We start from the raw sequence: 14,872 nt of genomic DNA, 5'->3' as shown, positions 1-14,872 counted from the left end.
GCCCCCTGCGGCGACCGCCCGGCGTACGGTGGGGATCATGCCGATGCCGAGCGATCCCGCACCGAGCCTGCAGGGCTACGCCGACCCACAGCGCCTGGTAACCACCGAGTGGCTGGCCGAACACCTGGGCCAGCCGGGCCTGGTGGTGATCGAGTCGGACGAGGACGTGCTGCTCTACGAGACCGGTCACATCCCGAGCGCGATCAAGGTCGACTGGCACCTGGAGTTGAACGACCAGGTGACCCGGGACTATCTCGACGCGGAGGCGTTCGCCAAGCTCTGCTCGGCCAAGGGAATCGGCCGGGACGACACGATCGTCTTCTACGGCGACAACTTCAACTGGTGGGCGGCGTACGCGCTCTGGGTCTTCACCCTCTTCGGGCACCCCGACGTGCGGCTGCTCGACGGCGGCCGGCAGAAGTGGGTCGCCGAGGGGCGGGAGCTGACCCGGGAGAAGACCGAGCGGCCCCCGGCGGAGTACCCGACGCCGCAGCGGGACGACGCGCCGATCCGGGCGTACCGGGACCAGGTGCTGGCGCACATCGCGGCGGCCCGGCCATTGGTCGACGTCCGCTCCGCGAAGGAGTACACCGGCGAGCTGACCCACATGCCGGAGTACCCGCAGGAGGGCGCGCTGCGTGGCGGGCACATCCCGGGCGCGCTGAGCAAGCCGTGGAAGGCGGCCGCGAACGACGACGGCACGTTCAAGGGCCCCGACGAGCTGCGGGCGATCTACGCCGACCAGCTCGGGCTGTCGCCGGACGACGACGTGATCGCGTACTGCCGGATCGGCGAGCGGTCCAGCCACACCTGGTTCGTGCTGCGGCACCTGCTCGGCTATCCCCGGGTGCGCAACTACGACGGCTCGTGGACCGAGTGGGGCAACCTGGTCCGGGCACCCGTGGTCCAGGGCGACCAGCCGGGCGGCCTCCCCCGCTGAGCGGGGTCCGCTGGCCCTCGTGCAACCTCTGGCACCAGCCCGGCACGGACCGAGCGGGCGGGTCAACACGACCGGGCGGCGCCGAACACGCGCGGTCGACGGCAGATCCGGGTGGGTCAGAATGTGCCGATGACGATCTCCGCTGACGGCTCCGGTCCGGCCCGGATCGTGACGGGCGTTCTCCGCGACGGCGATCGGGTGTTGCTGTGTCATCGAAGCGCCGGACGCCGGTGGTATCCAGACGTGTGGGACCTGCCGGGCGGTCATGTGGAGGAGGGGGAGGATCCGAAAGAGAGCCTTGTCCGCGAGCTTCGGGAGGAGTTGGGAATCACGGTGTCGGAGCCGTCCAGCCCGCCGATGCATGAGATCCGGACCGCGACGTTCGACATGCAGATCTGGTTGATCGACAGGTGGACCGGAACACGCGTCAACGCCGCGCCGGACGAGCACGACGCTGTGGCGTGGTTCGAGACGTCCGACCTTGACAGCCTGCTTCACCGCATGGAGTCGTGCCATGGCGCAGGTACCCGCTCCGCCAGCAGCTAGCTGGCGGGGACCACCTGCCGCAGGGCCACCAGCCCGGGTACGTCGATACGCTGCCGTACCGCCCCGGTGCCGGGGTCGACCCGGAGTACGGCGTCGGGCTGGCCGACGTACAGCAGGGAGCCGTCGGGTGGGCCGGCGAGGCCGCGTATCTCGGCCGGGGTGGACCAGCGCGGAAGCGGGTCCCCGGCCGTGGTGACCGCCGTCCCGGCTACCTCGCGGCCGGCCCCGACCAGCAGCGTCCCGACGCCGTCGAAGGTCGCGGCGGCCGGTGCCGCACCCCCCGAGCCGGTGGTACCGGTCAGCGCGTCGAACCGGACGCTCTGCACCACGGTCAGCCCGTCGGGGTCGATCGTGGCCAGTGCGCCGGTACCGGTGTCCGCCACGTGGAGCCGGCTGCCGTCCCGGCTCAGGGCGATCGTGTGCCCGGTCGCCGCGTGCTCGCCGAACGGTGCCGGCAGGTCGACGCAGAACGCCCAGCGTTCGGTCAGGTCGAGGGTGTGTACGAAGGCGTGCACGTGCGGGGCGTCGTCCCGGGCCCCGGTGTCGCGCTGCTCCGCCCCGGCGTCGTTCGCCGCTGCGATCCGGTCCCGGGTGTGCACGTGGTCCGGCTGGTGGGTGTAGAGCGTGAACAGCCGGTTGCGCGCTCGGTCGTACACGGCCTGCCTACCCTCGCCGCGCATCTCCTCCTCGGCGCCCGCCGGCACCACCGCCTTGACCCGGGTCAGCAGCGGCTCCACCCGTCCGGAGGCGAGGTCGACGACCCGGACCCGGTACCGGTCCGGCGCGGTCGGCGGCAGATAGTCGAGGACGAAGAGTGCCTGTCGGGACACGTCGAACGCCTCCGGTTCGAGGTTGCCGGGCAGCTCCAGCCGGCGGCGCTGGCCGGCACCGTCGGCGACCACGATCGTGGTGCGCTCCCGGGGCCCCGGCCGGTACGGCGTGTGCCCCGGCCCGGCGTCGTCGGCGAGCGCCACCAGGGCGCCGTCCGCCGAGGTGGCGCGGACCGTGAGCGCCCCGGTCAGGGTGCCGGCGCTGACCGCCGCGCCGTCCGGCAGCCGGTGACTGGTCAACCGGGTACCCCCGTCCGAGCGCTCGACCCGGACCAGCCGGCGGCCGTCGCCGCTGACCACCGCGGGGGCGGGCTGGACCAGCATCCGGCCGGTCGCCGCGTCGACCACCGCCAGCTTGCCGTCGGCCAGCTCCACGACCAGCGCTCCGGCCGGAATCAGCTTGCGGCGGGCGGCCGCCTCGTCAACCCGGTCACCGGACCGGAACTGGCAGCCCGCGCTGGCCGTAACCGCCCCGACCCCGGCGGTACCGGCCAGCAGCGCGCCGGTCAGCCGCAACACGTCACGCCTCGTCGTCGTCATGCCGGGTAGAGCCCCCGCATCCCCGACCGGTTCCGGCGCACCCGGGTAGGGATCGTCAAGATTCTTTCGGATCGGTGGTTACAGGGCGCCTCAACTCAACAAGAATCTCGGCGGGTCGGCGCTGTGGCGCTGGTCAGCGCTTGTTCGGTGGGCTTTCGAGCGGGTCGAGGCAACTCGCGCGAAGCCGGCGGAGGATGTCGTCGAGGATCGGGCGGCCGGTGGCGAAGTTGAGCCGGGCGAACCCTTCGGCACCGGGCCCGAACGGCGGGCCGTGGCTGAGCATGACCCCGGCTCGGTCGAGGAGGTCTGCGGCCGGATCGGGCCCGAGACCGAGTGGGCGGAAGTCCAGCCACGCCAGGTAGGTCGCCTCCGGAAGGTGGTAGCCGACCGCGTCCGGCAGCCCGTCGGCGACCAACCGGCGGTTGCGGTCCAGCACCGCCCGTACGTCGGCGAGCCAGGCGTCGCCGTGCTGCCAGGCGGCCTGGGTACCGAGTACGCCGAGGTTGCCCGGCTGACCCAGCAGGAGAGGCGGGAGCGCATCCAGGGCTGCCCGTACCCGGGCATCGCCGACGTGCGCGACGCAGCAGCGCAGTCCGGCCAGGTTGAATGCCTTGCTGGCCGAATGCAGGGTGACCGTCCGCGCGGCCAGCTCCGGTGCCAGCGCGGCGAACGAGGTGTGCCGGTGCGGTTCGTAGGTGAGATCGGCGTGGATCTCGTCGGTGACGACCAGCAGGTCGTGCCGCATCGCGATCTCCGCTACAGCGGAGAGTTCCGCCCGGGTGAAGACCCGGCCGGTGGGGCCGTGCGGGTTGACCAGGATCAGTGCCACGCATCGGTTCCGGGCGACGTCGGCGGCCAGCCGGTCCGGATCGAAGGTCCAGCCGTGACCGCTGTCCACCACGGGGATGGGTACCAGCCGTCGGCGCATGTCCCCGAGCGTCTCCAGGAACGGTGGATAGGCGGGCGTGTGCATCGCGACCGCGTCACCCGGGGCGGTGCCGACATGCAGTACCGCCTGCACCGCCTGGATCAGTTCGGTGAACACCCGGACGTGCGCCGGTACCGGCGCGAACCCGTACCGGTCGGACATCCGCGCGGCGAACACCTCGGCGAGCGGGTTCCGCTCGGGACGGTCGTCCCAGGCCGGATAGCCGAGATCGGTCTCGACGGCCTGCACCAACGCCGCCCTGACCGGCTCGGCCACCGGAAAGTCCATGTCGGCGATCCACGCTGGCACGGCACCGGCTGCGGTGGCCCGCGCCCACTTCACCCCGGGACGGCGGCGCAGCGACTCCAGATCAAGGTTGTCCAGCATGATGACGAGGCTAGGGAACGGGCAGGTGATGACGATTGACGATTCTGCCCCCGGTACGCAAGGTTCTTGCGTGCCTCCCACCTTCCCGACGCTGGACCGGACCGACCGTCGACTGCTGGACCTGCTCCGGGTCGACGCCGCCAAACCGCTGTACGAACTCGGCGAGCTGGTCGGCCTGTCACCGAGCGCGGTGCAGCGCCGGCTGACCCGGTTACGGGTCTCCGGCGTGATCCGGGGACAGGTCGCGGTGCTCGACCCGCGGGCGCTCGGACTCGCGATGACCACACTGGTGCTCGTGGAACTGGAGGCCGACACCGGTCCGCACTACACCGCCTTCCGGGAATGCCTCCGGGACGAGCCCGCGGTGCGGCAGTGCTACCACGTCGCCGGTCAGTGGGACTTCGTGGTGGTGCTGATGACCGCCGATTTCGACACCTACCGGCAGGTGGCCGAGCGGCTCTTCCTCGCCAACCCGGCCGTACGCAGGTATGAGACCCTGCCCGCCTACGGCACGGAGGCCGCGCCGGAGGCGGTGTGACGCGTCAGCCACGAGGCGGCCGTGGCCAGGGCGAAGACGGCAGTGGCCGCGTACAGCACCGGGGGTAGGCCGGCGGCGGAACCGAGCGCTCCGGCCAGGATCGCGCCGACCGGGGCGGCCAGCATCCCGACCGTACGCTGGGCGCTGCCGACCCGGCCGAGCAGTTCGGCGGGTACGTTCCGCTGCCCGTACGCCGACCAGAGCGCGTTCCAGGTCGCGGTGCCGGCGGAGAAGACGGCGAGTGCGATCGCTCCCGGCACCGGGTGCCGGGCGGCGGACAGCGCGGCGACCGCGATCGTCTCGGCGACCAGCACCCAGCGCAGCCCGGGCAGGGTACCGAGCCGGGTGGCGATCCGGCCGGCGCAGAGTCCACCGGCCAGCGCGCCGAGCATCGCCGCCGCCATGAAGAGTCCGTATCCGGCGGCGGGCACAGTCAGCACCTCCAGCGCGTAGAGCACGATGATCGCGACAAGTCCGCTGGTGGCGAGGTTGGTGACCACGGTCAACCCGGTGATCCGGCGCAGGGTGGCGTCCCGCCAGATCCAGCGCAGCCCGTCCCCGGCCGCCCGCCAGGCGGCACCCGGCCCGACCGGGTGGAGCGCGGACGGGGCCGGCACCGGGGTCGGTCGGAGGGTCAGCGCCAGCAGGGCAGCGAGCGCGAACGTGACCGCGTCGACCACGAACGGCAATGCCGCCGAGAGGGCGAAGAGCACCCCGGACAGCGGTGCGCCGACGAAGCCGCCGGCCACCGCCGTACCCGCCTGGAGCCGGCCGTTGGCCACCGCCAGCCGGTCGGCGGGCATGATGCCGGGCAGTACGGCGAAGGCCGCCGAGTCGAAGAGGACGCCGAGGGTGGCGAGCAGAAGGGCACAGCCGACGAGCGCGACGATCCCGGCCTCACCGGTGGCGACCAGCAGCGCGAAGCCGGCGACCAGGACGGCACGTAGGCCGTCCACTGTGGCCATTGTCCGGCGCCGGTCCCAGCGGTCGGCATAGACGCCGCCGAGCAGACCGAGGAACAGCGGCGGAAGCTGCCCGGCGGCCACCACTGCGGCGACGACCCGGGGATCGCGGCTGACCGAGGCGGCGAGCAGCGCCAGGGCCGGGGTACGCAGCGTGTCGCCGAGCCGGGACACCACCGTCGCGGTCCAGAGTGCCCGGTAGCCGCCGCCGGTTCGAACCCGGCCGTCGGACCGCGCCGCAGACCTCGTCACCGTCGTCATATCGGACATTCGGTATCACCCGTTCCCCACTTCCGGTCGACCGGGGCGAGCCTCCGGCCTCGATCGGGTCGAGGGTCAAGCCACCCGCCCGCCGTTCCGGAAAGTCGGCGGAAAAGCAGGACGCGGTGCGTCGCCCCCGACCGGTACCGTGAGCGCCGTCACCGGACGGGAGTGAGTGGGCAGATCGTGGACCGGACCTTCCAGGTCGACCTCCGTGGCGTGGTCGACCTGCTCAGCCATCACCTTTACGGCAGTCCCCGGGTCTACGTCCGGGAGCTGTTGCAGAACGCCGTGGACGCCATCACCGCCCGCCGGGCCACCGAGCCGCACGCGCCGGCCGTGGTCCGGATCGAGCCGCCGGAGCTGACCGGGGACGGCACGCTGCGGGTGCACGACACCGGGATCGGCCTGACCGAGGCACAGGTGCACGAGCTGCTCGCCACCATCGGCCGCAGCTCCAAGCGGGACGAGCTCGGTTTCGCCCGCCACGAGTTCCTCGGCCAGTTCGGCATCGGCCTGCTCTCCTGCTTCCTGGTCGCCGACGAGGTCCGGGTGTGCACCCGGCACGGCGACGAGCCGACCGTGCTCTGGACCGGCTACGCCGACGGCCGCTACCGGGTCGAGCTGGCCGCCGACGCCGCCGCAGCCGCCGCGGCCCACACCGTCGACGCGCAGCGTGCCGAGCCGGGGACCACCGTCACGCTGATCCCGCGCCGGGACGCCGAGCAGTGGCTGACCCGGCCGACGGTCACCGAGCTGGCCCGGCTGTTCGGCTCGCTGCTGCCGGTCCGGGTGCTGGTCGGCGACGTCGAGATCACCGCCGGGCCGCCGCCGTGGTCGGCCCCCGCCGGAACCTCACCCTCCGCCCGCCGGGACAACCTCGTCCGGTACGCCCGCGAGGTGCTCGGCTTCACCCCGTTCGACGTCGTGCCGCTGTCGGTGCCGGAGGCGGGGCTGACCGGCGCGGCGTTCGTCCTGCCCACCCCGGTCAACCCGGCGGCCCGGGCCGGTCACCGGGTCTACCTGAAGCGGATGCTGCTCACCGAGGGCGCCGAGGGGCTGCTGCCGGACTGGGCGTTCTTCGCCCGCTGCGTGGTCGACTCCACCGAGCTGCGCCCGACCGCCAGCCGGGAGGCGCTCTACGAGGACAGCCTGCTTGAGGCGACCCGGGAGGCGCTCGGCGACCAGCTCCGGGGCTGGCTGGTCCGGCTGGCCGGCGGCGCGCCGCGCCGGCTCGCCGAGTTCCTCCAGGTCCACCACCTCGGGGTGAAGGCGCTGGCCCTGCACGACGACGAGATGCTCCGGTTGGTCGAACGCTGGTGGCCGATGGAGACCAACACCGGGCAGACCACGCTGGCCGAGTTCCGCGCACGGCACGGGCTGATCCGCTACGCGGCCAGCATCGACGAGTTTCGGCAGCTCGCCGGGGTGGCGGCGGCACAGGACCTGGCGCTGGTCAACGCCGGTTACACGTACGACACCGAGATCATCGAGCGGTTGCCGACGGTGGACCGCTCGGTACTGGTCGAACGGCTGGAGCCGACCGACCTGACCACCCGGTTCGACGCCCTCGACCCGGTGGCGGAGCTGGCGTTGCGGCCGTTCGTCATCGCCGCGCAGCGCGCCCTGGACCGGCTCGGTGTCGAGGTGGTGCTCCGCTCATACGCCCCGGCGTCGCTACCGGCGCTCTACCTGGTGAGCCGGTCGGCGGCGTTCGAGGAACAGCTGCGGGCGACCCGGGAGCGGGCCGACGAGACCTGGGCCGGGGTACTCGACGCGCTCGCCGCCTCCGGCCCGGCCGAGCGCCCGCAGTTGGTGCTCAACCACCGTAACCCGCTGGTCCGCCGGGTCAGCGCGCTCGGCGACCCGGCGCTGGTCGGGATCGCCGTCGAAGCCCTGTACGGCCAGGCGCTGCTGCTCGGCTACCACCCGATCCGGCCCGCCGACGCCGCCCTGCTGAACAGCTCGTTCCTCGGCCTGCTCGACCGGGCCGTACCAGGAAAGGAGTGACGATGGCCCGGGACCACGACGATCTCTGGCGGACGATCGACCGGGTCGGCGAGATGCCGTACGGCAGCGGCCAGATCGCCGCCGTCGAAGCGTTGCTCCGGGAGGTGGACGCCTCCGGCGACGAGCAGCTCGGGTTCGCGGCCCGGATGCTCGCCACCGCCGCCTACTACTACGGCGGCGAGCCGGCCCGGTCGTTCGTCACCTTCTCCTGGTGCCTGGCCGAGTTCGACCAGAACCCGAAGCCCTACCACCAGCGGCACCTGCACACCCTGCTCTGGTACTTCAAGCACATGGTCTGCGGCCTGCTCGACTTTCCCGAGGTGCCGCTGGATCGCACCATGGCCGTACTCGACGACATGGAACGGCGCTACCGGGACGGCGGCCACAGCCTCCAGATGGTCTACAAGTACCGGCATCACGTGGCGGTGCACGTCGGCGCGGCGGAGGAGGCCAAGCAGTGGTACCGCCGGTGGACCACCGCACCCCGGGACGAACTCTCCGACTGTGCCGGCTGCGACCCGACCGACCAGATCGGGTATCTCGCCTCGCTCGGCCGGCACGAGGAGGCGGTGGCGCTGGCCGAACCGGTGCTCGCGGGCCGGCTCGGCTGTTTCGAGCAGCCGCAGTCCGTACTCACCGCGTTGCTGTTGCCGTACCTGCACACCGGCCGGCGGGAGCAGGCCCGGGACGCGCACCTGCGGGCGTACCGCCGACACCGGACGAACATCGCGTACATGTCCCGGGTCGGTGAGCACCTGGCGTTCTGCGCGCTGACCGGCAACGAGGCGCGCGGGCTCGAACTGCTGGAACGGCACCTGGGATGGCTGGACGAGGTGCCCTCGCCGGCCCACGCGATGGCCTTCACCGCCAGCGCGGCGCTGCTGCTGCACCGGCTGGTCGCCGACGGCCACGGGAAGCTGCCGGTGCGGCGCCCCGCGCATCTGGACCGGCCGGCGGCCGAGGTGTCGGCGACGGCGCTGGCGGACGAACTGGCCGGTACGGCCCGGGAGCTGGCCGCCAGGTTCGACGCCCGGAACGGCACCTCGACCCAGTCGGCGTTCGTCGCCGAGCTGCTCGGCCGGCAACCGGTCGGCGAGTACCTGCCGCTCTCGCCGACCGCCCGCCGCCGCCCGCCCCTCGCCGGGGCGTCCAACGCCGCCGTGTCAGGCCCGGCCGGCGACAGCAGCGGCGCGTCGGCCGGCGACACCAGCGGCGCGTCGGCCGGCGACGGCAGCGGCGCGTCGGCCGGAGGTGCGGACCCGCTCCACGTACCGGCGGATGCCGGCCCGGAGCAGGTGCTCGACCTGGCCGAGGCGGCCTGGCGCAGCGAGCGTGACGACGACCTCCTCGCGCTACTGGCGGCCTTCGACGAACGGTTCGCCGGGCGGTCGCTGGAGCGGTCCGTCACGGCTCGCCGGACCGAGTTCCGGGCGGTCGAGTGCCGGGTGGCCGGGGACATGGCCGCGGCGGTGGCGGCGAACCGGGAGGCGTTGCAGCTGCACCGGCAGATCCCTGACCCGCTCCGCGCGCAGGTGGTCGCCGGCCGGCTCGGTGTACTGCTGGTGATCTCCGGCGAGCCGGACGAGGGGCTGCCGCTGGTCCAGGAGTCCGCCGACTATCTGATGGCGCACGGTGACGCCTGGCATCGTGCCGCCGCCCAGGACCGGTTGGCGATCGCGCTCGTCGAGCGGGGGCGGGGTGACGAGGCGCTGGCGGCGGTCGACCGGGCGTCGACCGAGGCGGCCGGTGCCGACGACCGGCACCTGGTGGCGCGGATCGCGCTGACCAGGGTCCGGGCCCTGGAGCTGTTGGGGCGGGGGGCCGAGGCCGGCGAGGCGGCGCTGCGGGCCCGGGACCTCTACGACGAACTCGGCCTGCCCGAGCACCGGGCCGTGGCCAGCCTCGGCTATGCCAACTCGCTGGACGACCCCGAGCGGGCGGTTTCGGCGTACGACGAGGCGGTTCGGCTCGCCACCGGCAAGCTGGCGCTGCCGGCCCGGACCGGGCGGGCCCGGGCGCTGGTCACCGCCGGCCGTCCGGGCGAGGCCGTCGACGATCTGGTGGAGGCGGTCGCGATCTGCGTCGAGCGCGGCATCGTGGACGGCGCTGCCTACCTGCGCTGGGAGCTGGCGGACGCCTACCGGCGGGCCGACCGGACGCTGGAGGCGGCCGAGGCGGCGGAGGAGGCGGTCGGGGAACTGGACCGGCTCGGCCGACAGGCCGACGCGGACCAGTGCCGGCACCTGCTGGCCACCGTCTACCGGTTGCTCGGCGAGGACGGCCCGGCGCTGGCCCTGCTGGACGAACTCGCGGACAACCTCGACGGCCCGGACAACCTGCCCGCCCGGGCCGGGGTGCTGGAGGAGGCCGGCGAGCTGCTCTACGCCCAGGACCGGGACAGTCTCGCGGCGCAGCGGTTCGCCGCCGCCGCGACCGCGTTCCGGCTCGCCGGGCTGCCCCTCGACGAGGTGCGTGCCCGGCGTCGGGAGGTGGCCGCCCAGCACTGGGCCGGTGACCCGGCGGCGGCGCTGGTCGCACTGGAGGTGGCCGACCGGGTGGCGGCGGCCCTGCCGGGCGGGTCCGGTACGTCGGATCCGACCGGTCGGGAGGTCGAGCCGGCGGTGCACTGGGAGCGGGCGATGCTGGCCGACACCGCTGCTCGGGCGCTGCTCGGCGCGGACCGGCCGGAGGAGGCGCTGGCCCGGCTGGACGGTGCCGCCGAAAGGCTACGGTCGATCCAGGCCTTCGGTGAGGCGCTGCTGGTGGACCTGCTGACCGGGGAGGTACTGCTCGGACTGGACCGGGCGGCCGAGGCCGAACCGCTGCTCCGGGCGACCCTGAACAGCCTGCCCGAGCACGCCGAGCCGGTACGCCGGGCGGCCTGGCTGCTCGCCGCCGCGCTCGCCGCGCTCGACCGTACGGCGGAGGCCGACGCGCTGCGGGCCCGCTACGGCCTCGACTCCGACGACGAGTAGTGCGGGTGCGGATCGGCCAGGGCTGTCCGTCCAGTGGCGGCCGACACTCGGCACGGGGTCGGCGATTGACATCTGACTAGGCTGGTCGGGTGACGGTGAAGGAGCAGGTGATGGCGACGGAGGCCGGCGCGTCCGCCGGCGGCGTGCGGCGACGGCGGTCCCGGCGCGACGAGATTCTGGAGATCGCGGTCGGCCTCTTCGCGGCCCGTGGCTATCACGGAGTCTCGATGGACGACATCGGATCGGCCGCCGGGGTGACCGGTCCGGCCCTTTACCACCACTTTGCCGGCAAGGAGGCGATGCTCGTCGCCGCGCTGATGCCGGTGAGTGACGGGCTGCTGGCCGGCGGCCGGCAGCGGGTCGCGGAGCACCCCGACAACTCCCGGGCGGCGCTCGAATCCCTGATCGACTTTCACGTCGAGTTCGCCCTGGCCAACCCGGCGGTCATCGCGCTGCACCTGCACGAGCTGGACCGGCTGCCGGAGGAGCCCCGGCGGCAGATCCGGCGGCTCCAGCGGCTCTACGTCGAGGAGTGGGTGGGGGTGCTGACCGGGCTGCACCCGAAACTGTCGGCGGGAGAGGCACGGGTGCTCGCCCACGCCGCCTTCGGCCTGATGAACTCCACACCGTTCCTCGGCGGCGAGGTGGACCGCCAACGCCGGGCCGCGCTGCTCCGGGCGGCTACCCTGGCTGCGCTGCTCGCCGACCCGGACAACTGAACCAAAAGTTCACCGAGCCGGGTCGCGGACGGCCGCACAACCAGGTGCGGCCGGTCGAGTACTGAGAGGGTGAACACCAGCATGTTTGAGTCCCTGCTCGTCGCGAACCGTGGCGAGATCGCCCGTCGGATCATCCGGACGGCCCGGCGACTCGGCGTACGGACGATCGTGGTCCACTCCGAGGCGGACGCCGACCTGCCGTTCGTGCAGGAGGCCGACGAGGCGGTCTGCGTGGGGCCGGCGAACCCGGTCCAGAGCTACCGCAATCCCGAGGCGATTCTCGCCGCCGCCAAGTCGACCGGTGCCCGGGCGATCCACCCCGGCTACGGCTTCCTGTCGGAGAACGCGGACTTTGCCCGTACGGTCGAGGCGAACGGTCTGGTCTGGGTCGGCCCCGGCGCCGACGCGATCGCCGCGATGGGCGACAAGATTAACGCTCGGAACCTGATGGCCGCCGCGGGCGTGCCGGTGGCGCCCGGCACCACCGACCCGGCGGAAACGGTCGAGGCGGCGCTCGCCGCCGCCGAGGTGATCGGCTACCCGGTGATGGTCAAGGCCGCCGCCGGGGGTGGCGGGATGGGCATGGCGGTCGCCAGCGACCCCGCCGGCCTGCGCACCGAGTACGACCGGGTGCGCGCCTTCGCCGAGCGGATGTTCGGGGACGGTTCGGTGCTGATCGAGCGCTACTTCCCCCGGGTCCGGCACGTCGAGGTGCAGATCCTCGGCCTGCCCGACGGCCGGGTGGTGGCGCTCGGCGAGCGGGAGTGCTCGGTGCAGCGGCGCAACCAGAAGCTGGTCGAGGAGTCGCCGTCGCCGGCCGTCTCGGCCCGACTGCGGGAGCGGCTGCTGGCGGCGGCGGTCCGGGCCGGTGAGGCGGTCGGCTACCGGAACGCGGGCACCGTGGAGTGCCTGCTGGTCCCGGGCCAGCGGGACGCCCAGGGTGACTCCGCCGACTCCGCCGAGTTCTTCTTCCTGGAGATGAACACCCGGCTCCAGGTCGAGCACCCGGTGACCGAGCTGGTCTACGGCGTCGACCTGGTTGAGGAGCAGCTCCGGGTGGCCGCCGGGCTCGCCCCGACCTTCGACCCGGACGCGCTCGCCCCGCGCGGGCACGCCATCGAGCTGCGGGTCAATGCCGAGGACCCGGTGCGGTTCCTGCCCGGTCCGGGCGCGGTGACCGCGTGGACGGAACCGACCGGTGAGGGGATCCGGGTCGACTCCGGGTATGCCCTCGGCACCACCGTCACCCCGTTCTACGACTCGCTGATGGCGAAGCTGATCGCGTACGGCGCCGATCGGGCCGAGGCGATCGACCGGGCCCGTACGGCGGTCGCCGGATTCGAGGTCGCCGGGCCGAGGTGCAACCTGCCGTTCTTCGCCGAGCTGCTCGACAACGCCGAGTTCGTCGGCGGCGACTACGACACCGGCATCGTCGGCCGGATGCGGGCGCCGAAGTGAGGGGGCCGGATGCGGGCGCCGAAATGGAGCGGCCGGATGCGGGTGCCGGAGTGTGCGGCCGGACGGCGAGAGATGTGCGCGGGCGGAACGAGGTGACGGTATGACGGGCGATCTGCCGGGCGCGGTCTCGATCCGGGAGGTCGGGCCGCGCGACGGACTGCAGAACGAGGACCCGGTCCCGACCGACGGCAAGGTACGGCTGCTGGAACTGCTCGGCGGCACCGGTGTACGCCGGATCGAGGCGGTCTCGTTCGTGCATCCGAGGGCGATTCCGCAGATGGCGGACGCCGACCAGGTGTGGGCGCGGGCGGCCAGGGCGGCGCGGGTGCGCTACTCGGCGCTGGTGCCGAACTCGAAGGGCGCACGGCGGGCGCTGGCGGCCGGCTTCACCGAGATCGAGGTGGTGGTCTCGGCCAGCGACACCCACAACCGGCGCAACGTCAACCGTTCGACCGCCGAGTCGCTGGACGACATCGCCGGGCTGATCGCGCTGCTGCACGAGGCGGGGGCGAGTGCCGAGGTGATCGTGGCGACCAGCTTCGGCTGCCCGTACGAGGGGGACGTCGACCCGGCCCGGGTGGCCGGCATCGTCGACCGGGTGGTGGCCGACGGGGCGGATCGGGTCGCCTTCGGGGACACCACGGGGATGGCCACCCCGCGTCGGGTCCGGGAACTCGTCACCGCGGTCCGGAACCGGCAGCCCGACATCCCGGTGCTGCTGCACTTCCACAACACCCGGGGTACCGCGCTGGCGAACCTGCTGACCGCGCTGGAGCTCGGCGTCACCGAGTACGACGCCAGCGTCGGCGGGCTCGGCGGCTGCCCGTACGCCCCGGGGGCGAGCGGAAACGTGGCCACCGAGGAGGTGGTGCACATGCTGCACGACATGGGCATCGAGACCGGTGTCGACCTGGACGCCCTGCTGGAGGTGGCGGCCTACGCGGAGCAGCTCGTCGGTCGGGAGCTGCCGTCCGGGGTGCTCCGGGCCGGCCCGCGCAGCAGGCTGGCGGCGGCGTAACGGGAGTGGACAATGGGAAACAGGGATAGGCTCGGCGAATGCGATTGATCAAGTACACCCACGCCTGCGTACGCCTGGAGGCGGACGGACGGTCGCTGGTGATCGATCCGGGCATGTGGACCGAGGCCGAGGCGCTGGACTCGGTCGACCACGTGCTGATCACGCACGAGCACCCCGACCACCTGGACACCGAGCGGATCAGCGCGGCGGTGGCCACGAACCCGGCGCTGCGGATCTACGCCCACGCCGACGTGACGAGACAACTGGCCGACCTCGGTCCGGCGGTGGTTCCGGTCGCCGCCGGTGACGAGTTCGACGCGGGCGGGTTCCGGGTGCGGGCGGTCGGTGGCGACCATGCCGAGATCTACCAGGGGCTGCCCGGGATTCCGAACCTCGGGTTCGTGGTCGACGTCGGGACCAGCGGCGGCGGGGTCTACCATCCGGGCGACGCGTTCTTCGTACCGGACCTGCCGGTGGCGACGCTGCTGGTGCCGACCAGCGCACCGTGGTTGAAGGTCTCCGAGTCGCTCAACTTCACCCGGGCAATCGAGCCCCGGCGGGCGTACTCGATCCACGACGGGCTGCTCAGCGAGCGTGGGGCGCCGGTCGTGGATCGCTGGTTCGAGCAGAAGGCCGAGACCGAGTACGGCCGGATCGCCCCGGGCCAGTCGGTGACCCTGGACTGACCGGGCGTGGAGTAGCGCCCGGGAGGGGCCGGCGAATCGCCGGCCCCTCCGTCGCGGGTCGCCGCTCGGGCGGT

The 14,872-nt window shown here is 73.2% G+C and carries 12 protein-coding genes; 9 read left to right on the top strand and 3 right to left on the bottom strand.

What is annotated here, in order from left to right; all coding sequences use genetic code 11:
- Positions 1-37 precede the first annotated feature (37 nt).
- Together EV371_RS06335 and EV371_RS06330 are read left to right on the top strand one after the other, a co-directional pair.
- Complete coding sequence (locus EV371_RS06335) at positions 38-940, top strand: sulfurtransferase (RefSeq protein WP_130461217.1); 903 nt, start codon at positions 38-40, stop codon at positions 938-940.
- Between the two features lie 129 nt (positions 941-1,069).
- Positions 1,070-1,486, top strand: coding sequence for an NUDIX hydrolase (locus EV371_RS06330; protein ID WP_130461216.1), 417 nt, complete (start codon positions 1,070-1,072; stop codon positions 1,484-1,486).
- On the opposite strand, the gene EV371_RS06325 is transcribed toward EV371_RS06330, so the two are convergent.
- Together EV371_RS06325 and EV371_RS06320 are read right to left on the bottom strand one after the other, a co-directional pair.
- Complete coding sequence (locus tag EV371_RS06325; protein WP_130461215.1) at positions 1,483-2,856, bottom strand: hypothetical protein; 1,374 nt, start codon at positions 2,854-2,856, stop codon at positions 1,483-1,485. The genes EV371_RS06330 and EV371_RS06325 overlap by 4 nt on opposite strands.
- A gap of 133 nt (positions 2,857-2,989) precedes the next feature.
- Complete coding sequence (locus EV371_RS06320; protein WP_130461214.1) at positions 2,990-4,171, bottom strand: aminotransferase class I/II-fold pyridoxal phosphate-dependent enzyme; 1,182 nt, start codon at positions 4,169-4,171, stop codon at positions 2,990-2,992.
- Between the two features lie 70 nt (positions 4,172-4,241).
- Here EV371_RS06320 and EV371_RS06315 point away from each other — a divergent pair, with 70 nt between their 5' ends.
- Positions 4,242-4,709 (top strand): AsnC family transcriptional regulator, encoded by a 468-nt coding sequence (locus EV371_RS06315; protein ID WP_207230424.1) that lies wholly within the window; start codon positions 4,242-4,244, stop codon positions 4,707-4,709.
- Here the strand turns inward: EV371_RS06315 and EV371_RS06310 are convergent.
- Positions 4,676-5,941, bottom strand: a complete 1,266-nt coding sequence (locus EV371_RS06310; protein WP_486484510.1) for an MFS transporter — start codon at positions 5,939-5,941, stop codon at positions 4,676-4,678. The two genes, EV371_RS06315 and EV371_RS06310, sit on opposite strands and share 34 nt — an antisense overlap.
- Positions 5,942-6,118: 177 nt before the next feature.
- Between EV371_RS06310 and EV371_RS06305 the strand changes: the two genes are divergently transcribed.
- From EV371_RS06305 to EV371_RS06280, 6 genes are all read left to right on the top strand, one after another.
- Positions 6,119-7,942, top strand: coding sequence for an HSP90 family protein (locus EV371_RS06305; RefSeq protein ID WP_130465700.1), 1,824 nt, complete (start codon positions 6,119-6,121; stop codon positions 7,940-7,942).
- 2 nt (positions 7,943-7,944) lie between these two features.
- A complete protein-coding gene (locus EV371_RS06300; protein ID WP_130461213.1) occupies positions 7,945-10,917 on the top strand; it encodes a hypothetical protein in 2,973 nt (990 codons plus the stop codon).
- 110 nt (positions 10,918-11,027) lie between these two features.
- Positions 11,028-11,636: a TetR/AcrR family transcriptional regulator gene (locus EV371_RS06295; RefSeq protein WP_130465699.1), complete on the top strand. Its 609-nt coding sequence runs from the start codon at positions 11,028-11,030 to the stop codon at positions 11,634-11,636.
- Positions 11,637-11,717: 81 nt separating this feature from the next.
- Complete coding sequence (locus tag EV371_RS06290) at positions 11,718-13,094, top strand: ATP-binding protein (protein WP_130461212.1); 1,377 nt, start codon at positions 11,718-11,720, stop codon at positions 13,092-13,094.
- Between the two features lie 112 nt (positions 13,095-13,206).
- Positions 13,207-14,112 carry a hydroxymethylglutaryl-CoA lyase gene (locus EV371_RS06285; protein ID WP_207230709.1) on the top strand — a complete coding sequence of 302 codons (906 nt, stop codon included), beginning with the start codon at positions 13,207-13,209 and terminating at the stop codon, positions 14,110-14,112.
- Positions 14,113-14,150: 38 nt separating this feature from the next.
- Positions 14,151-14,798 carry an MBL fold metallo-hydrolase gene (locus EV371_RS06280; RefSeq protein WP_130461210.1) on the top strand — a complete coding sequence of 216 codons (648 nt, stop codon included), beginning with the start codon at positions 14,151-14,153 and terminating at the stop codon, positions 14,796-14,798.
- Positions 14,799-14,872: the final 74 nt, after the last annotated feature.

This window comes from Plantactinospora sp. CNZ321 (genome assembly GCF_004217235.1).
This window is presented reverse-complemented; position numbering and strand designations above follow the sequence as displayed.